This window comes from Herbihabitans rhizosphaerae, from assembly GCF_004216555.1.
GTDB classification, from domain to species: Bacteria; Actinomycetota; Actinomycetes; order Mycobacteriales; family Pseudonocardiaceae; genus Herbihabitans; species Herbihabitans rhizosphaerae.
Genome location: NZ_SGWQ01000004.1, coordinates 458876 through 477442, shown reverse-complemented (window position 1 = coordinate 477442; position 18567 = coordinate 458876). Strand labels below are relative to the sequence as shown.

Genomic DNA, 18567 nt, shown 5'->3' with positions numbered 1-18567 from the left:
GGCGGAGATCGCGCCTCGCCGAGTCGCTTCTACGCTGTGCGCCCGTGAGTGATGCCGACCGCTGGACAAGAGTCACGCCGTTGGGCAGTGGCGCGTTCGGCAAGGTGCACCTCGCGTGGGACACCGAGGACCACCGCTGGGTCGCGCTCAAGGAGTTCGCCGGCAGCGACGAGCTGGGGCTGCTGCGATTCGTGATCGAGTCGCGGATCAGGGTGGAGCATCCGCACCTGGTGCGCACGCTGGCGTTCCGCCTGATCGACGACAAGGCCATCCTGGTCACCGAGCTGGCTCGCGGCGGATCGCTGCGCCAGCTCATGTCGCGGCACGGGAAGTTGCCGTGGCAGTGGGTGGCCGAGATCGTGGATCAGCTCTTGGACGCGCTCGCCCCGCTGCACGCCACTGGGGTGATCCACCGGGATCTCAAGCCGGCGAATCTCTTGCTGCGTGACGCGGGGGCGGCACGGCCGCATCTGCTGGTCGGTGACTTCGGCATCGCGACGTGGCGCACGGTGTCGCTGACCGGGATCGGCGCGGCGATCGGCACGCCGGGGTATCTGGCGCCGGAGTACCTGGACGGGCACTCGCCTACTCCGGCCACTGATCTGTTCGCCGTCGGGGTGCTGGCGGCGGAGTTGTTGGCCGGGCGGCGGCTGGTGCACATGTCCAACTCGTCCGCCGACATTCCGAGCGACTGGACACACGGGTTGCCGGTGGCGGACGACGTGCCGGCGCATCTGGCCGCTGTGCTGCGGCGGTTGGCTGATCCGGATCCGGCGCGCCGGTACGTCGACTGTGTGCAGGCACGGGAGGCACTGCTGGCCGCGGCGCCGCCGTCGGTGCGTGGCGGTGAGGCGATCGCGTCGGTGCATGCGGGCGATCTGTTGGCCAACCTGCCCGAGGGGTGGGCGGTGGAGGGGCCGACTGTCGGGCCTGCTGACGCGTTGACTGTGGTGCGGCCGCCCGCTGGTTCGCAGGAACTGACGCGGTGGGTGGTGCCGCGGCACGAGACCAAGGGCAACACGTCGCCGCGTTCTGGTGACGGCGAGTCCACGTGGGACAGGCCGCGGAAGGGACGGCGGCGGGCTGCCGTTTTGCTTGTGGCGCTGCTTGTGCTGGGTGGGGCTGGGGCGGCGGTTTACTTCGCTACTCGGGGGGCCTCTGTGGACGGTCGGGGAACGGCTGCCAACTCGGCGACCACGACGCAGCCGGCGGCGGAGAGCGGGACCGGGACGGTCAGCCCTCCGAGCGTCTTCACCGCAGTGAGCGCTGGCGAGTGCAGTCGGGTCGACATCGGGCGGCTGCGCACCGTCGCGGGCAAGCAGCAACGGTGTCAGCGAGTGCCGGGTGGCGGGCAGAACTGGATTCTCGAGCCGGCGGGCGGGTTTCCGGCGGCGTCGGCGCCTGAGGGGTCGTTTCCTGGTGAGAGGTGTGGCAATGATGGGGATCGGGCGTACAGCCCGGTTGGTCATCAGTTGCGGTGTCGGGGTGGGGTGTGGGGATCGGCTTAGTGGCCGTTCTTCGTTCTTTTAGTGCGCTTTCTGTCGTTTAGCTGCCGCGCTGGTCGCCCTCTTGTGGTTGTTCTCCGTGGAGGTGTCAGGGCGACCAGCTTGCCACCGGAATGGGGGACGCCATTTTCGTGGATGGTCCGGTAGAATTGTGGTGTGTTGATAATAGGTGAGGAAATGTCTTGGGACGCGGTCTTGGAGGCCGCGCCTCGAGTATTTGGTGAGCCTGAGTTTGATTTCTCCGATGGGCCGTTTACGCCGGATGAGGCGAGCACGGTAGCGGAGTTGGAAAATGTTCAGCGCGACAAAGCCGCGTTGTGCGCTGACGAGGTTCGACTATTGGCTCGGTACAACCAGTTGCGGGGTGGGGTTGAGAATGTGTCCGAGGAGATCGGGCAGGCGTTGAAGCGGTCACCCGGGCACGCTTCGCATCAGGTGACGATGGCCGAGGCGTTGGTGACCCGGCTCCCGGCGACCCTGTCCGCGCTCGGACGGGGTGTGATCGATTGGGCGAAGGCCCGGGCGATGTATGAGGTCACCCGCCCGTTGTCCGACGAGCACGCCGCCCGGGTGGAAGCCGCTGTGTTGGCGGATCCGCCGGACTACTACACCCCGTTTCAGCGCAAGGTGCGCTACTGGGTGAACAAGGTCGACCCCGACGGCGCCGAACAACGCCGCCTGGCGCGCCGCAAGGACCGGTGTGTCACCTTCAAGCAGGACGACGACGGCGAAGCCTTCCTCGGTATACGAGGGCCGGTCGAACAGCTCTACCCCGCCTACCTGCGGATCGACCAACACGCCCGACGGTTGAAGCAACAAGGCGACACCCGCAGCCTGGACAATCTGCGGTTCGATGTCGCCGTCGAGCACTTCTGCGGGGAGAACCAGTCCCACATCAAAACGATTGTGTGGGTCACCGTGCCACACACCACGCTGCTGGGTGTGCACGACAAGCCGGGTGAACTCTTCGGCGTCGACACACTCCCCGCACAAGTCGTGCGGCAACTCGCGGCCGACCAGAAATCCACCTGGCGACGAATACTCTACGACCCACCAACCGGGATGATCACCGACGTCGGCAGGAAACGCTATCCACCCGCCACGATGGCCGAAAACATCCGATTGCGATTCCGCAGATGCACCCACCCCGGATGCGACCGCCCAGCCACACGCTGCCACATCGATCACACCCTCCGCCACGCCGACCACGGCCGCACCTGCCTGTGCAACCTCAACCCACGCTGCGAACGCCACAACCTCTGCAAAGAGAAACCCGGCTGGCACGTCGAACAACCCCACCCCGACACCGTGATCACCCGCAGCCCACTCGGACACAAAACCACCGTCCGAGCCCAACCAATCGCCGACCCAGACCCACCGCCCTTCTGACCCCGGCGGGCTTTGTCCACTGTGGACCGGTGGGCTTAACACCACTCTGGTCCTGGTCCGAGCACCCGTGTGCCCGTGCTGCCGTGCGAGGACGATTCCCGGCAGCGGAAGAGCACGGGACTTGCCCGGGGAACTCTTGTGGGACAACGACTTTCACCCGTGCTCCGGCTTCCGCGTACCCGAATGCGCGAAGGAGCAGGCGTGAAAAGGCAACCAACCACTGTGCGAATCGCACGGTGGAGCGCGACCAATCCGTGGCGGGCGATCTGCTTATGGATCGTGTTCGTCGCGGTGGCGTCGACGAGCGGGCTGGTGGTCGGCAGTCAGAAGGCCGACATCGTGGACATGGGGGTCGGCGAATCCGGTAGGGCCGCCGAGATCGTGGACGAGGGGAAATTCGACCAACCCGCCGAAGAGAACATCCTGATCACCGCACGCACCGGCCAACTCGACCGGGGCAAGGCCGACGCGGCGGCGGCCGACGTGACCGAGCGGCTGCGGCGGCTGTCCGAGGTGTCCACGGTCGATCCGGCGGTCCAGTCACCGGACGGCAAGGCTCTCCTGGTCGGCGTGAAGTTGAGCGGCGATCCGAAGACCGCCACCGAACGAGTCGAGAAGGTGCTCGACGAAACCTCTGCCGCACAAGGGAAACACCCCGATCTGCTGATCGAACAGACTGGCAGCGCGTCGATCGGCGTCGGCATCAACGACCAGGTCGGCAAGGACATCGCCAGCGCCGAGCTGATCAGCATGCCGATCACCCTGATCATCCTGCTGATCGCGTTCGGCGCGCTGATCGCAGCCGGCGTTCCGTTGCTGCTCGCGCTGTCCGCCGTGGGCGCCTCGATCGGCCTCGCGGCACTCGCCTCACACGTCTTCCCGGCCGTGGACTCGGCGAGCAGCGTGATCATGCTGATGGGGATGGCGGTCGGGGTCGACTACTCGCTCTTCTACCTCAAACGCGAGCGCGAAGAGCGCGCCAAGGACATCAGCCATGTCAGCGCCGTCGAAATCGCGGCCGCCACATCGGGTCACGCCGTGGTGGTGTCCGGGTTCGCCGTGATCGTCTCCATGGCGGGGCTGTACCTCGCCGGCGACGCCGTGTTCAACTCGCTGGCCACCGGCTCGGTGATCGTCGTCGGCGTCGCCATGCTCGGCTCGCTGACCGTCCTCCCCGCACTGCTGGCCAAGCTTGGCCCTCGGGTGGACCGGCCGAAGGTTCCCTTGTTGTGGCGGCTGTCCAGCCGGCCTGACCGTGCACCTCGGTTGTGGCCCGCCCTCCTGCGGCCGGCATTGCGCCGCCCCTGGCTCACGCTGCTTCTCGGTGTCGCCGCGATGCTCGCGCTGGCCTGGCCCGCACTGGACATGAAGCTGCGCAACTCCAACATCGACGACCTGCCCAAGGACGTCGCCGCGGTGAGCGCCTACCACCATCTCACCGAGTCCTTCCCCACCAAGGGACACTTCCACGAGATCGCGGTGGCGGCCGACCCTGCACGCTCGGCTGACGTCCGTGCCGCGCTCGACCGGCTAGCACTGTCCACACAGGACAGCCCGCTGTTCTCGCACGGCGGGCCGGCCAAGATCGAGGTGTCACCCGACGGGCGGGTCACCACGCTCGCGGTGCCCATCCCGTTCGCGGCGGACGATCCGAAGGCGACCGAGTCGTTGAGCTTGCTGCGCGGCTCGTTGTTGCCGAGCACGGTCGGCGTCGTGGCCGGTGCGGAGTTCGCGGTCGGCGGCGATGTGGCCCGAGCCGTCGACTACGCCGACCACCAGGCGGAGAAGCTGCCCTGGGTGATGGGCTTCGTCCTACTGCTGACGTTCCTGATCATGGCCGCGACATTCCGCTCGCTCGTGGTCGCGCTGACCGCCCTGATCCTGAACATGCTGTCCGTGGCGAGCGCGTTCGGCGTGCTGGCACTCGTATTCCAGAACACCTGGGCGGAGGGGCTGCTCGACTTCACCTCCAACGGCGCGATCGTCGCCTGGATGCCGCTGTTCCTGTTCGTGGTGCTGTTCGGCCTCTCGATGGACTACCACGTGTTCGTGGTGAGCCGGATCCGCGAAGCCGCGCTGCGGGGACTGTCCACAAAGGACGCCGTGCGGGACGGCATCACCCGCTCGGCCGGCGTGGTGACCAGCGCGGCACTCGTGATGGTCTGCGTGTTCGCCGCGTTCGCCGCCGCCAGCATGATGGAGATGAAGCAGATGGGCATCGGCCTGTCCGTCGCCATCCTGCTGGACGCGCTGATCATCAGGGCGCTGGTGCTGCCCTCGGTGATGACGCTGCTGGGCAAGGCGAACTGGTGGCCGTCGAAGATGCCGCCCCGCCGCGCACTCGGCGTCCCGAACGATGTCACCCATCAGGTGGGCCGGCCGGCACCCCGGGTCACCGACGCGACGGTGCGTCTTCCCGTCGGTCGGCCGCAGCCGATCGTCGGCCCGCCCGGCGCACCGCGCTGACCACTGATGATCACGTTGGGCCCGGGCCTCTGACCGGGCCCAACGTGTCTTTTACAAAGCTTCACCGTAGCGGCGGTATCACCCGCCGGGGCGACCACTAAAGTAGCCGCATGTCCGCGAACGACGACACCGAGTCGTCCCCCAAGCTGCCTCATTTCGACACGGTCCTGCGCGGGTACAACCAGCGGCAGGTCAACGAGCGTGTCACCAGGCTGACGTATGACCTCAAGAACGCGACCAAGTCCCGCCAGGAGGCGCAGGCGCAGGTTGGCGAGCTGTCCAAGACGCTCGGCAGCGTGCAGCAGCAACTCCTGGAGACCAAGGCGCGGCTGAATCGACTCAGCGCGAACCCGGCGAGCACCGAGAGCATGACCGAGCGCGTGCGCTTGATGATGCAGCTCGCCGAGGAGGAGATCGCCGAGTTCAAGCGCCAGGCCGACGAGTACGCGCACAACACCAAGTCGGAGGCCGAGGAGTACGCCAAGCAGACGCGTTCCGACGCCGACCGCGCGGCCACCAACACCAGGACCGAGGCAGACGCCCGCGCCGCCGAGACCAGGCGTGCCGCGGAAGCCGCCGCCGGGAAGATCCAGCAGCAGGCCGAAGCGCAGGCCGCGAAGCAGCGCAAGCAGGCCGACGACATCGTCGCCAAGGCGGAGAAGCGCCGCGAGGAGCTGGAGACGGCCTACCGCGCTCACCACGACGAGCTGAACAAGCAGCACGAACAGCGCAAGGCCTCGCTGGTCGCCGAGCACGAGAAGCTCCTGTCCGACGCGCACGCGGAGAACGAGCGCAACGCCAGGGCCAACGAGGACCGGATCGCCGCACTGTTCGCCGAGGCGACTCAGCGGCGTGATGCGATGGACTCCGAGGCCGCCGAGCAGCGCGCCGCGCTGGAGCGCGAGCTGGAGAACTCGCTCGCCGCACAGGAGGACGAGGTCCGGCGCCGGATCGGCGAGCAGGAGGCGGCCGCGCAGGAGCGCAGCACCCAGCTCATCCTGGACGCCGAGCGCAGGGCGTCGGAGAGCGACGCCGCGCTGGCCGACCGCCGCGAGAAGATGGAGAAGCTGGTCGCCGACCGGGAGAAGGCGGCGGAGACGCAGGCGAACAAGCTGGTCGCCGAGGCGCAGCAGCACGCGGCCGGCATCGAGGAATCGATCGTCGCCAAGCAGCAGAACGTCGAGCGTCAGCTCGCCGAGCAGCGCGCCAAGTCCGACAAGCTCGTCGCCGAGCGGGAGAAGGCCGTTCAGGACCAGGCGGCCAAGCTCGTGTCCGACGCCGAGCGGCGGGCCGCGTCCATCGAGGACGAGATCGCGGCCAAGCAGCAGGCGGTGGACAAGGAGCTGTCCCGGCGCCAGGCCGACCTGCAGGCCAAGGAGAAGAAGGTCTCCGAGGAGACCGAGCGGCGTCTTGCCTTCGCGGACGAGCGCGAGAAGGCCGCCTCGGACCACGAGCGTCGGGTCTCCGAGCAGCTGTCGGCGACCTTCGCGGCGATGGACGAGGCACGCAAGCACTTCGCGGCGGCAACCAGCGGCCTGCAGGACAACTCCGGCGACGCCAAGTCGCAGCAGGCCAACAACCAGCAGGACGACAAGAAAAACTCCGCCGGGCAGCAGAAGCAGCCCGCGCAGTCCCGCTAACTCAGGGTCCCGCTAGCTCAGGCTTTCTCCAGGTACTCGGCGCGGTCGGTGTCCACCAGGTCGGACACCATCGCGGCGAGTCCTGGAGATCGGCGCAGCTCGGGGTCGTCGGCGATCAGCGCGGCGGCCTCGTGCCGCGCGGCGGTGATCGTCTCCTCGTCGCGCAGCAGCGAGAGCATCCGCAGCCCGGAGTTCTTGCCGGACTGCGACGCACCCAGGATGTCGCCCTCGCGACGCATCTCCAGGTCCACCCGGGACAGTTCGAAACCGTCCACAGTGGACGCGACGGCGTCCAGCCGCTCGCGCGTCGAGGTGCCGTCCGGCACGTCGGTGATCAGCAGGCACAAACCGGGCGCGCTCCCCCGGCCCACCCGGCCGCGCAGCTGGTGCAGCTGACTCACGCCGAACCGGTCCGCGTCCATGATCACCATGACCGTCGCGTTCGGCACGTCCACGCCCACCTCGATCACCGTGGTGGCCACGAGCACGTCCAACTCGCCGGCGGCGAACGCGCGCATGATCGAGTCCTTCTCGTCGGCGGGCAGCCGGCCGTGCAGCACGCCGAGCCGCAACCCGGCCAGCGGGCCCTCGGCGAGCATCGGGCCCACCTCGTTGACCGCCAGCGGCGCACGCCGTTCCTCTTCACTGTCCACAGTGGACTCTTCGGCGTCGACGTCCTCGCCGGCGGACGGCGCGTCACCGATCCTCGGGCACACCACGTAGGCCTGGTGACCCTTGGCCACCTCCTCGTGAATGCGCTGCCACGCCCGATCCAGCCATGACGGCTTCTCCGCCGCCGGCACGACGTTGGTGCCGATCGGCGAGCGGCCGCGGGGCAGCTCGCGCAGCGACGAGACCTCCAGATCGCCGTAGACGGTCATGGCCACCGTGCGCGGAATCGGCGTCGCGGTCATCACCAGCACGTGCGGGCTGGTGTCCTCGCCCGCCCGCGTGCGCAGGGCGTCCCGCTGCTCGACACCGAACCGGTGCTGCTCGTCCACCACGACGAACCCGAGGTCGGCGAACTGGACCGTGTCCTGGATCAGCGCGTGCGTGCCGACCACGATGCCGGCCGACCCGCTCGCCGCGTCCAGCAACGCCTGCTTCCGTTGCGCGGCAGGCAAAGAACCGGTCAGCAGGGCCAGCCGCGTGGCCTTCTCCGCGCCGCCCAACTCGCCGGCCATGGCGAGATCGCCGAGCATCTGGCGCACCGAGCGGGCGTGCTGTGCCGCGAGCACCTCGGTCGGCGCGAGCAGGGCCGCCTGCCGCCCGGAGTCCACCACCTGCAACATCGCCCGCAGCGCGACGATCGTCTTTCCACTGCCGACCTCACCCTGCAGCAGCCGGTTCATCGGGTGCTCGCCGGACAGATCGGCCGCGACCACCTCACCGACCTCGCGCTGCCCCTCGGTCAGCTCGAACGGCAGCCGCGCGTCGAACGCGTCCAGGATCGCGCCGTCCGTGCGCGGGCAGGCGGGCGCGGGCCGAGCCCCCGCCGCGAACCGCCGCTGCGCCAGCGCGAGCTGCACGGCCAACGCCTCGTCCCACTTCAGCCGCTTGCGCGCACGCTCGATCGCCGCCCAGTCGTACCCCATGTGCAGATCGCGCAGCGCGGTCGTCAGGTCGAGCATCTTGTGCCGGTCGAGCCATTCGGCGGGCAGCGGATCCTCCGTGCCGTCCCAGACGGCCAGCACCTGCTCGACACAGTTGGCGATGCGCCAGGACGGCAGCTTCTCGGTCGCCGGGTACACCGGGATGAGCGTGCGCAGGAACGTCTCGGAGGCGTCGACCCCGTCCTCGCTCTCCAGCACCTTGAAGTCCGGGTGGGCGAGCTGCAGCGTGCGGTTGAACCGCGTCACCTTGCCGGCGAACAGCCCGACCTCGCCGATGCGGAGCTTGTCCAGCCCCGTCACCCTCCGGAAGAACACCAGTTGTAGCTGACGCTCGCCGTCGGTGACGGTCACCTCGGTCATCTTGCCGGCGCGCTGCTGCATCCTGCGTTCGCGCTTGTTCACCACCCTGGCCATGACGGTGACGTGCTCGCCGACGTCGAGGCCGGCGATCCTGGTCAGATCACCGCGCTTGACGTACCGGCGCGGGTAGTGCCGCAGCAGGCCGCCGACCGTGTGGATGTCCAGCGCGGCGGCGAGTGCCTTCGCCGACTTCGTGCCGAGCAGGCCGTCCAGCTTGTCCTCGAAGGACACCATGTCATTCCACTCCGAACATGATCACCGCGTCGAGTTCACCGCCGTCGTAGCACACCAGGTCCGCCTCCGGGTGCTCGTGCCGCACGAACTCCTCCAACTCGGACGCGAGGCCCGCCGGAGCGCTCACGCCCATCACCGCCGTCACCAGCTCACCACCGGAGGCCAGCATCAGCCGCAGCACGCCACGCGCGGTGCCGACGGTCTGCGACTCACCGGCCGGGCCCGGCTCGATGATCACCACCTCGCCGTCGGCGAACCCGAGCACGTCACCAGCTTTGCAGGCGCCGACCCAGGTGATCGCCTCACCCTTGGCGATCATGACCTCACCGCGACGGGTGGCGGCCGCCGCCTCCGCCATCGACACCACGTCGTCCCCGGCGCGCCGCCGCGGATCGTGCACGGCGAGCGCGGCGAGCGCCTGCACCGGCGACGAACACGGCACCACGAGCACGTCCTGCCCGCCGGCCACCGCCCTGATCGCCGCCTCGTCGGCCACCGCGGTGAGACCGACATCGCCCGGCAGCACGGTCACCTGGGCCGCGCCGGTCTCGGTGATCACGTCCAGCAGCCGGTACGCGTCCGGCTCGTCGTCGGCGGCGGTGAACACCGAGGCGCCCTCGGCGGCGAACAGCTCGGCCAGTCCCCCGCCGCGCACCGCCACCACGACCGCGCGGTCGGACAGGAACCGGCTCGGCTGCTCCTGCGGACCGTCGGCGAACCGGGCCACCCTGATCTGGTGCGGACGGCCGGCCTCCACGCCGAACTCGATCGCGGTGCCGATGTCGTTGCAATGCACATGCACGGTCCACAGGCCGCGCCCGTCCCCGGCGACCGACACGCAGTCGCCCAACCCGGACAGCTCTTCCCTCAGAGTGTCCACTTTGGACTGATCAGTGACGTCCAGCAGGTACATCACCTCGTAGCCGTACGCCTCGGAGCCGGCCTCGCGCACGGTGATCGAGGTGTGCTCGTCGCTCGGCGCGGGCGGCACGATGCTCACCGCGTCCGGAGTCACCCGGCCCTCGGCCACGACGGTCGCCAGCGCGCGCAGGATCAGCACGACGCCGAGCCCGCCGGCGTCCACCACGCCGGCCTCGGCCAGCACGGCCAGCTGGTTCGGCGTCTCCGCGAGCGCCTTCTCCGCGGCGGCGACCGCGGCGGTCACCACCCTGTCCAGGTCGTCCGCGCCGGTGTCCCGACCGGCTCGCGCCGCCGCGCCGGCCACCGACAGCATCGTGCCGGGCACGGGGTCGCTCACCGCGCACGACGCCAGCTCGGCAGCCCGGTCCAACGCGCCGGCCAGCTCAGCCGGGCCGATCGCGTCCACAGTGGACAGCGGCTCGGCGAACCCGCGCAGCAGTTGGGACAGGATCACGCCGGAGTTGCCCCGGGCGCCGGCCAGCGCGCCCCTGGCGAGCACGGCGACGGCCGTGCCGGCGCCCGTGCGCTCGTCGGCCGGCGCGCGCAGCAGTTCCTCCAGGCCGGCGCGCACGGTGCCGAGCAGGTTGGACCCGGTGTCGGCGTCGGCGACCGGGTACACGTTGATCCTGTTGATCTCGTCCCGGCCGGCGTTGAGCACCTGGACGCAGCCGGCGGCCCACTGCCGGATCGCGGCGGCGTCCAAGGCCTGCAGCACGGTCACCCTCCTCTGGTGTCTGGGCGAGGGTAACGAGATATCACGGCCCCGGTTTGGAGCACTCGCGGCGCACCGGCTACGCTGTGCTAGCTGCCCGGCCGGCCCGGGCTCGTGTGCTGTGGCCCATCGTGGCCGTGCGCACCACTTCCGAGCAAACCTGAAGGAGTGTCTGACGTGGCTGCCGTTTGCGACGTCTGCGGCAAGGGGCCGGGCTTCGGCAAGTCGGTCTCGCACTCTCACGTGCGTACCAACCGCCGGTGGAACCCGAACATCCAGACCGTGCACGCGAAGATCGGCCCCTCGCAGAAGAAGCGCATGAACGTGTGCACCTCCTGCATCAAGGCGGGCAAGGTCGTTCGCGGCTGAGCCGTCTGACGAGGCTTGATCCGAGGCCCGGTGGGGACATCCCCCGCCGGGCCTCGATCTTTCACCCGGTCGTGGCGTAGCGGTGTGCCGCGAGCACGACCTTCTTCGCGATCTCCAGCTCGTCGCGATCGCGCGGGCCGTACAGCATCACGACGTTGACGACCGGCCCGTACAGCGGATGCCGTTCTCCCCAACCGGCGTCGATCAGCGAGGCTTGGTCCCCTGCGGACAGCGCCATGTGCAGGCTGCCGTCCCGGTGGACGTGCACGAATTCGGCGTCCAGGCGCGGCGGCAGCAGGACGGCTCCCGGCGCACCGTTCACGAAGAAGGCGAGCGAGCCCGGCTCGGAGATCTCGCTCGGCTTGATCACCGCGCCGTCGAGTGCGGTGGACATCCACGACTTCAGCTCGTCGGTGATCTCCGGTGGGACGTTCTGGCTGAGCTGGACGTGTGGCACTTCGGGTCCGGTGCGGGGCCGTTCGCCGGCTCGCCGGGGCAGTTCGAGTGTGGTCATACCGGCGAAGCTCTTGCCACGCTGCCTTGTGGTTCGACTTCGCCCACACAGGGATTACATAGAGAGCCAACTGTGACCCTCTGACACGGCCGCACTTGACGTCTTCAGCGCTACGGCAGCTTCCAGTCGACCGGCTCGCCGCCCTGCTTGGTCAGCAGCTCGTTCGCGCGGCTGAACGGGCGTGAGCCGAAGAAGCCGTTGTGCGCCGACAGCGGGCTCGGGTGCGCCGACTCGACGCACGGCACCTGCCCGAGCATCGGCCGCAGGTTGCGCGCGTTGCGGCCCCACAGGATCGCCACCAGCGGACCACCCCGGGCGGCCAGCGCCTTGATCGCCTGCTCGGTGACGTCCTCCCACCCCTTGCCCTGGTGGGAGTTCGGCTTGTGCGGCGCGACGGTGAGCGCCCTGTTCAACAGGAGCACACCGTTCTCCGCCCACCGCGACAGATCGCCGTTGGCCGGCGGCGGGTGGCCGAGGTCCTCGCAGTACTCCTTGTAGATGTTGATCAGGCTCTTCGGCAGCGGGCGCACGTCCGGCGCCACCGAGAAGCAGTGCCCGATCGCGTGCCCCGGTGTCGGGTACGGGTCCTGCCCCACGATCAACACTCGCACGTCGGCGAACGGCTGGGTGAACGCGCGCAGCACGTGTTCCCCGGCGGGAAGATACTGCCGGCCGGCGGCGATCTCCGCGCGGAGGAACTCGCCCATCTCGGCAACCTTGCCGGCGACGGGGGCGAGCGCCTCAGCCCATCCTGCTTCGACGATTTCACTGAGCGGTCGTGCGGCCACGGAGCGACCTTAGTCCAGGCGCCGCAGGCCCTCGCGATAGGTGGCGATGTTGTCCAGATACACCTGCACGATGCCGGCGGTCATCTCCTCGGGCACCACGTGACCCTCGCGCACCTTCGCCGGAACGCCGAGCGCCATGGACCGCGCGGGCACGTGCCCGTCGAACGACACGACACCGCCCGCGCCCAGCACCGCGCCATCTTCGATCACCGCACCGTTGAGCACCACCGACCCGGAGGCGATCAGGCACCGGTCGCCGATCACCGCGCCCTCGATGTGCACGTTGTGCCCGATCACGCAGTCGGAGCCGATCTTGGCGGGGTGGAACGACGTGCAGTGGATCACCGTGCCGTCCTGCACGCTGGTCCGCTCGCCGACCTCGACCGTGCCGGAGTCGCCGCGCAGCACCGCCTGCGGCCACACCGACGCACCGGCGGCGAGCGTGACGTTCCCGATCACCGTGGCGTCCGGGTGCACGTACGCGTCGGAGTGGATCGCGGGCTCGCGATCACCAAGGGCATAGATCGGCATATGCGGATACTCGCATTCCAGACGAACGTCGCTACCGGCGGGTGATCGGGCAATTCACCATCAGTGACCAGCATCACTGACACGTGGAGGACCGTCCCATGCGAGTGAATCGCACCCTCGTCTCCCTTGGCGCCGGGGTGCTCCTGACCGGAGCATTGCTCGTCGGCCAGCAGGCCGCGGCCGAATCGCCGAAAACCGTTGCCGCGCCGGACATCCCGGTGGCGAACGTGCAGGCCCATCTCGGTGAGCTGCAGAAGATCGGCGACGCCAACGGTGGTAACCGGGCCCACGGCAAGCCCGGGTTCAAGGCATCCCTCGACTACGTGAAGGGCAAGCTCGACGCAGCCGGCTTCACCACGGCGGTGCAGGAGTTCCAGTACAACGGCGGCACCGGCTACAACCTGATCGCCGACTGGCCCGGCGGCGACGAGAACAACGTGATCATGGCCGGCGCGCACCTGGACTCGGTCACCCGCGGTCCCGGCATCAACGACAACGGATCCGGCACCGCCGGCATCCTCGAGGTCGCGCTGACGGTCTCCCAGCAGCAGCTCAAGCCGGCCAACCACCTGCGCTTCGCCTGGTGGGGCGCAGAGGAGCTGGGCCTGATCGGGTCCTCGCACTACGTCGACAAGCTGTCCAGCGGCGACAAGGACAAGATCAAGTCGTACCTGAACTTCGACATGATCGGCTCGCCGAACGCCGGCTACTTCGTCTATGAGGGCGCCGACGCACCCAGCGGCTCGGTCGAGATCCAGCAGCTGCTGGAGAAGGGCATGAGCGACAAGGGCGTGCAGTCCGAGCTGACCGAGCTCGGCGGGCGCTCCGACCACGCGGCGTTCGCCAGGGCGGGCATCCCGGTCGGCGGGCTGTTCACCGGCGCCGAGGGGCAGATGACCTCGGAGCAGGCGCAGAAGTGGGGCGGCCAGGCCGGTCAGGCCTACGACCGGTGCTACCACCAGTCCTGTGACACCAAGGACAACATCAACGAGAAGGCGCTGGACGCCAACAGCGACGTGATCGCGCACGCGGTCTGGACGCTGGCCGGCTGATCCGGTGCGAAACAACCGGGCCCTGATCTCCGGCGGCCTCGGCGTGCTGCTGGCCGGCGCATTGCTCGTCGGCCAGCAGGCCGCCGCCGAGATACCGAGAACCGTTGCCGCACCGGACATCGCGGTGGCCAACGTGCAGGCCCATCTCGGCGAACTGCAGAAGATCGCCGACGCCAACGGCGGCAATCGCGCCCACGGCCGTCCGGGTCACAAGGCATCGCTCGATTACGTGAAGGGCAAGCTGGACGCCGCCGGCTTCACCACGGCCGTGCAGGAATTCCAGTACAACGGCGCCACCGGCTACAACCTGATCGCCGACTGGCCCGGCGGCGACGAGAACAACGTGATCATGGCCGGCGCGCACCTGGACTCGGTTACCCGAGGTCCCGGAATCAACGACGACGGCTCCGGATCGGCCGGCCTGCTCGAAGTCGCGCTCGCGGTGGCGAACGAGCAGTTCACACCGGCCAAACACGTGCGCTTCGGCTGGTGGGGTGCCGAGGAACTCGGCCTGATCGGGTCGTCGCACTACGTCCAGAAGCTGCCGAGCGGCGACAAAGACAAGATCAAGTCGTACCTGAACTTCGACATGATCGGCTCGCCGAATCCCGGCTACTTCGTGTACTCGGGCGAGGGCCATCCGACCGGCTCGGACGATCTGCGGAAGGTGCTCCAGGAGGGCCTGTCGAGCAAGGGCGTCGAGGCCCAGCCGGTACGGAAGGGCTCAGTGTCCGACCACGCCCCGTTCTCCCGGGCAGGTATCCCGATCAGCGGCCTGTTCACCGGCACGGACAACGAGATGACCGCCGAGCAGGCGCAGAAGTGGGGCGGCAAGGCCGGCGAGCCCTACGACCCGTGCTACCACCAAGCCTGCGACACCAAGGCCAACATCAGCGAGCAGGCACTGGACCGCAACAGCGACGCGATCGCCTACGCGGTCTGGGCGTTGGCCGGCTGATCCGACACGACCAGCAGCTTGCCGAGGTGGACGGCCGAGGAGTAGTCCTTGTACGTGCCGAAGCCGACCACCTCGGTGTAGCCGGCCGAGGTGTAGAGCTTGATCGCCTCCGGCTGCTGGTCGCCGGTCTCCAGGATCAGCCGCGTGTGCCCAGCCTCGGTCGCGGTGCGCTCCAGCGCGGCGAGGATTTCCCTTGCCAGACCACGGTTTCTGGCCTGCGGCGCGACGTACATCCGCTTCAGCTCGACGTCACCGGGCAGTGAGTTCGCGGTGTCGGCCGGCCGCCGCCAGCCGCCGCACGCCACCGCCTCGCCGTCGAGATACCCGACCAGGAACAGCCCCAGCGGCGGCGCGAACTGCGCGGGATCGACCGGCGTCGCGTCCTGCTCGCCGTAGCGGATCACGTACTCCTGCTGCACCTGAGCGATCAGCGCGACAGCATCAGTGTGCGTGTATGCAACGGCCTGAATATCCATACAGAGATTATGCCTCACGAGTCCACTGAATTACCGCCAATGTTCCCAGCCGGATCGGCCCTCGTAGGTCTCGCCGTCCACGGTCACGCCCTTGCCGCGCCGCACGGTGCCGATCGTGCGCCAGCCCTGCGGCACGGCGTCCGGCCCGGGGAACGTCGCGGCCAGCGCGTGGTCCTCTCCCCCGGTGAGCACCCAGTTTCGCGGGTCGGCGCCCAGCGCGGAGGACACGTCGATCAGTCTCTGGTGCACCTCGAGCAGCTTGGTCTGCACGTCGATGCCCACCCCGGACGACTCGGCGACGTGCCCGAGATCGGCGAGCAGCCCATCGGACACGTCGATCATCGAGGTGGCGCCCGCCTCGGCCGCCTGCGGGCCGGCGGGATACGGCGGCTCCGGCGACCGGTGCGCGCTCACCACGCTCACCGGCGAGCGGAAACCCCGGCCCAGCACGGCAAGCCCCGCCGCCGCCCAGCCGAGCCGGCCGGCCACCGCGACCACGTCGCCGGGCATCGCGCCGGCCCGGGTCACCGGCTCGCGGCCCTGCAGATCGCCCAGCGCGGTGATCGAGATCACCAGCGTGTCGCAGCGCACCACGTCGCCGCCGACCAGGCCGACCCGGGCGCGAGCCGCCTCGTGCCACAGGCCGGTGGTCAGCTCATCGATCATCGCGGTCGGGGTGCTGGACGGACAGGCCAAGCCGATCAAGAGCCCGCTCGGCGTGGCACCCATCGCGGCCACGTCGGCCAGGTTGACCGCCACCGCCTTGCGTCCGACCTGCTCGGGAGTCGACCAGTCGAGCCGGAAGTGCACGCCCTCGACCAGAACGTCCGTACTCGCCACGACCCGCCCGTCGGAGGCGACCACGACCGCCGCGTCGTCGCCCGGCCCGAGCAGCGTCGCGGCCGGCTGTGTGCGCCCGGAGGTGACCCGGCGAATGAGGTTGAACTCACCAAGATCGGCGACGGTTTCCGGCGCCTCGCGGTCCTCGGGTCGCACGACTGCCTCCGATGACAGATTGTGAATCGCCGGTCGATCCATTACTGCGGTACGTTGCTGGTCACGTTCCTACCTTGAGCAGACCTGTACAGACGAAGGGGCGCGCCGTGGTCCATGCATACATCCTGATTCAAACCGAGGTCGGCAAGGCCGCCGCGGTCGCCGCCGAGATCGGCGACATTCCCGGGGTCACCACCGCGGAGGATGTCACCGGGCCCTACGACGTGATCGTGCGGGCCGAGGCCGACAACGTCGACCAGCTCGGCCAGCTCGTGGTCGCGCGGATCCAGAACGTGGACGGGATCACCCGGACACTGACCTGCCCGGTGGTCCACCTCTGACGCGTGCTGTAGTTGCGGCGTGGCTGATCGAGAGCAGGCGTTCCCGCGCACCGCGGTGCTCACCGCGCTCGGGCTCGCCGTCCTGCTGGCCGTCGGTGTGGTGATCGCGGCGCAGGTGAGCGGTGGCGACGAGAACGCCGCGCCGCCGTCACCGACCCAGAAGCCGCCCCGCACCGGCCCGCTGCCCGTGGTGCCGGTGCCCGCGCCGGCCGCCGATTCACCGGACTGCGCGAGCCTGCTGCCGGCACTGCCGGCTGTCGTGGTGAGCAATGGCGAGCAGTGGCCGCGGCTGCCGCTCGCCGAGCCGGCACCGCGCGCGACCGCCGCCTGGGGCACGCCGACCGGTGATCCGGCGATCCTGCGCTGCGGGTTGGACCGTCCGGCCGAGTTGACGCCGACCTCGGCGTTGCGCGAGGTCAACGGGGTGCGCTGGCTGCCGGTGAGCCGTGAGGACGCCACCACGTTCTGGGCCGTGGACCGCGCGGTGTTCGTGGTGCTGACCGTGCCGCCCACCGCCGGCACGGGCGTGCTGCAGGACGTGTCGACCGCACTCGGGCGGGCGCTGCCCCCACGAAGGTGATCAGCGAAGGTGATCAGCGCAGGCCGGTACCGCGCGCGATCGCGGTGTCGATCATCGTGGCGAGCAGCGTCGGGTAGTCCACGCCGGTGACCGCCCACATCTTCGGGTAGGCCGAGGTGGCGGTGAAGCCGGGCATGGTGTTCAGCTCGTTGACGGTCAGCTCGCCGTTCTCGCCGACGAAGAAGTCCACCCTGGCGAGACCGGCACAGTCCAGCGCGCGGAATGCCCGGACGGCCACCGCGCGCAGGTTCTCCACCACGTCGTCGTCCAGCTTGGCCGGGATGTCCAGCTGCAGGCCCTCGTCGAGGTACTTGGTCTCGAAGTCGTAGAACTCCGCGCCCTCGGTGATCCGCACCTCCGCGGGCAGCGACGCCTCCACCCGCCCGTCGGGGAACTCCAGCACGCCGCACTCCACCTCACGGCCGACGATCGCCGCCTCCACGAGCACCTTCGGGTCGATCGCGCGTGCGGTGGCGATCGCCTCGTCCAGGTCGGCCCAGTCGGTCACCTTGGTGATCCCGTGCGACGATCCGGCGCGCGCCGGCTTCACGAAAACGGGCAGCCCCAAGCGATCCCGGGCTTGATCGTCCAATGTGGACTGTCCGCGCGGGACGACCTCGTAACGTCCGACCGGCAGCCCCTCGGCGATCAGCAGCTTCTTGGTGAACTCCTTGTCCATGGCGGCGGCGCTGGCCAGCACGCCGGCCCCGACGTAGGGCAGGCCGACCATCTCCAGCAGGCCCTGGATGGTGCCGTCCTCGCCGTAGGCGCCGTGCAGCACCGGGAACACCACGTCCACCTTGGACAGGACCTCACCCTCGCGGCCCTGCTCCAGCACCACGAGGTTGGTCGACGTCGGATCGGCGGGCAGGGTGAGCGCGGTGCCCGGGGACACCGCGGGGAGCTGCTTGTCGCGCAGCTCCAGCTCCTTGGGGTCGCTCGAACCGAGCACCCACGAGCCTTCCGGCGTGATTCCGACGGGCAGGATCTCGAACCGTGAGGGGTCCAGATTGGCCAGCACACTGCCTGCCGACACGCAGGAGATCGAGTGCTCGGTGCTGCGGCCGCCGAACACGACAGCCACCCTGATCTTGGAGTTTTCCCGCTCGGTCATGGAGCACG

General features: G+C 69.2%; 17 protein-coding genes. 9 read left to right on the top strand and 8 right to left on the bottom strand.

The annotated features are described in order from the left end of the window. The first annotated feature begins 44 nt into the window (after nt 1-44). The 4 genes from EV193_RS15700 (at nt 45) to EV193_RS15685 (ending at nt 7000) form a co-directional block, all read left to right on the top strand. Nucleotides 45-1508, top strand: a complete 1464-nt coding sequence (locus EV193_RS15700; RefSeq protein WP_165401365.1) for a serine/threonine-protein kinase — start codon at nt 45-47, stop codon at nt 1506-1508. A 174-nt stretch (nt 1509-1682) separates the two neighbouring features. Continuing rightward, nucleotides 1683-2894 (top strand): HNH endonuclease signature motif containing protein, encoded by a 1212-nt coding sequence (locus EV193_RS15695; RefSeq protein WP_130344840.1) that lies wholly within the window; start codon nt 1683-1685, stop codon nt 2892-2894. Between the two features lie 201 nt (nt 2895-3095). Then, nucleotides 3096-5360, top strand: a complete 2265-nt coding sequence (locus EV193_RS15690) for an MMPL family transporter (protein WP_130344839.1) — start codon at nt 3096-3098, stop codon at nt 5358-5360. Between the two features lie 110 nt (nt 5361-5470). Continuing rightward, nucleotides 5471-7000, top strand: coding sequence for a coiled-coil domain-containing protein (locus EV193_RS15685; RefSeq protein WP_130344838.1), 1530 nt, complete (start codon nt 5471-5473; stop codon nt 6998-7000). 17 nt (nt 7001-7017) lie between these two features. Here the strand turns inward: EV193_RS15685 and recG are convergent, their stop codons facing one another. Both recG and EV193_RS15675 read right to left on the bottom strand, forming a co-directional pair. After that, nucleotides 7018-9207 carry an ATP-dependent DNA helicase RecG gene (gene recG, locus EV193_RS15680; protein ID WP_130344837.1) on the bottom strand — a complete coding sequence of 730 codons (2190 nt, stop codon included), beginning with the start codon at nt 9205-9207 and terminating at the stop codon, nt 7018-7020. Between the two features lies 1 nt (nt 9208). Further along, nucleotides 9209-10843: a DAK2 domain-containing protein gene (locus EV193_RS15675; RefSeq protein ID WP_341273165.1), complete on the bottom strand. Its 1635-nt coding sequence runs from the start codon at nt 10841-10843 to the stop codon at nt 9209-9211. Nucleotides 10844-11017: 174 nt separating this feature from the next. On the opposite strand from EV193_RS15675, the gene rpmB reads away from it, so the two are divergent. Continuing rightward, the gene (gene rpmB, locus EV193_RS15670; protein WP_130344836.1) at nt 11018-11209 is read left to right on the top strand and encodes a 50S ribosomal protein L28; all 192 of its coding nucleotides are present in this window, start codon (nt 11018-11020) and stop codon (nt 11207-11209) included. Nucleotides 11210-11270: 61 nt separating this feature from the next. Here the strand turns inward: rpmB and EV193_RS15665 are convergent, their stop codons facing one another. The 3 genes from EV193_RS15665 to EV193_RS15655 all read right to left on the bottom strand — a co-directional run bounded on the left by EV193_RS15665 (nt 11271) and on the right by EV193_RS15655 (nt 13042). Continuing rightward, nucleotides 11271-11723 (bottom strand): luciferase domain-containing protein, encoded by a 453-nt coding sequence (locus EV193_RS15665; RefSeq protein WP_130344835.1) that lies wholly within the window; start codon nt 11721-11723, stop codon nt 11271-11273. A gap of 110 nt (nt 11724-11833) precedes the next feature. Beyond that, nucleotides 11834-12511 carry a uracil-DNA glycosylase gene (locus EV193_RS15660; protein ID WP_130344834.1) on the bottom strand — a complete coding sequence of 226 codons (678 nt, stop codon included), beginning with the start codon at nt 12509-12511 and terminating at the stop codon, nt 11834-11836. Nucleotides 12512-12520: 9 nt separating this feature from the next. Next, nucleotides 12521-13042, bottom strand: coding sequence for a gamma carbonic anhydrase family protein (locus EV193_RS15655; protein WP_130344833.1), 522 nt, complete (start codon nt 13040-13042; stop codon nt 12521-12523). Between the two features lie 98 nt (nt 13043-13140). Here EV193_RS15655 and EV193_RS15650 point away from each other — a divergent pair, with 98 nt between their 5' ends. Both EV193_RS15650 and EV193_RS15645 read left to right on the top strand, forming a co-directional pair. Then, the gene (locus tag EV193_RS15650; RefSeq protein WP_130344832.1) at nt 13141-14094 is read left to right on the top strand and encodes a M28 family metallopeptidase; all 954 of its coding nucleotides are present in this window, start codon (nt 13141-13143) and stop codon (nt 14092-14094) included. A gap of 4 nt (nt 14095-14098) precedes the next feature. Next, a complete protein-coding gene (locus EV193_RS15645; RefSeq protein ID WP_130344831.1) occupies nt 14099-15052 on the top strand; it encodes a M28 family metallopeptidase in 954 nt (317 codons plus the stop codon). On the opposite strand, the gene EV193_RS15640 is transcribed toward EV193_RS15645, so the two are convergent. Continuing rightward, entirely contained in the window at nt 15025-15528 is a 504-nt protein-coding gene (locus tag EV193_RS15640; RefSeq protein ID WP_130344830.1) for a GNAT family N-acetyltransferase, read from the bottom strand. The two genes, EV193_RS15645 and EV193_RS15640, sit on opposite strands and share 28 nt — an antisense overlap. 30 nt (nt 15529-15558) lie before the next feature. Beyond that, the gene (locus tag EV193_RS15635) at nt 15559-16524 is read right to left on the bottom strand and encodes a thiamine-phosphate kinase (protein ID WP_242613407.1); all 966 of its coding nucleotides are present in this window, start codon (nt 16522-16524) and stop codon (nt 15559-15561) included. A gap of 107 nt (nt 16525-16631) precedes the next feature. Between EV193_RS15635 and EV193_RS15630 the strand changes: the two genes are divergently transcribed. Next, a complete protein-coding gene (locus EV193_RS15630) occupies nt 16632-16865 on the top strand; it encodes an Lrp/AsnC family transcriptional regulator (protein WP_130344828.1) in 234 nt (77 codons plus the stop codon). A 19-nt stretch (nt 16866-16884) separates the two neighbouring features. Beyond that, a complete protein-coding gene (locus EV193_RS15625; RefSeq protein WP_130344827.1) occupies nt 16885-17445 on the top strand; it encodes a DUF3515 domain-containing protein in 561 nt (186 codons plus the stop codon). A gap of 13 nt (nt 17446-17458) precedes the next feature. Here EV193_RS15625 and EV193_RS15620 read toward each other — a convergent pair whose 3' ends face one another. Next, nucleotides 17459-18559 (bottom strand): D-alanine--D-alanine ligase family protein, encoded by a 1101-nt coding sequence (locus EV193_RS15620; protein ID WP_130344826.1) that lies wholly within the window; start codon nt 18557-18559, stop codon nt 17459-17461. Nucleotides 18560-18567 lie beyond the last annotated feature (8 nt).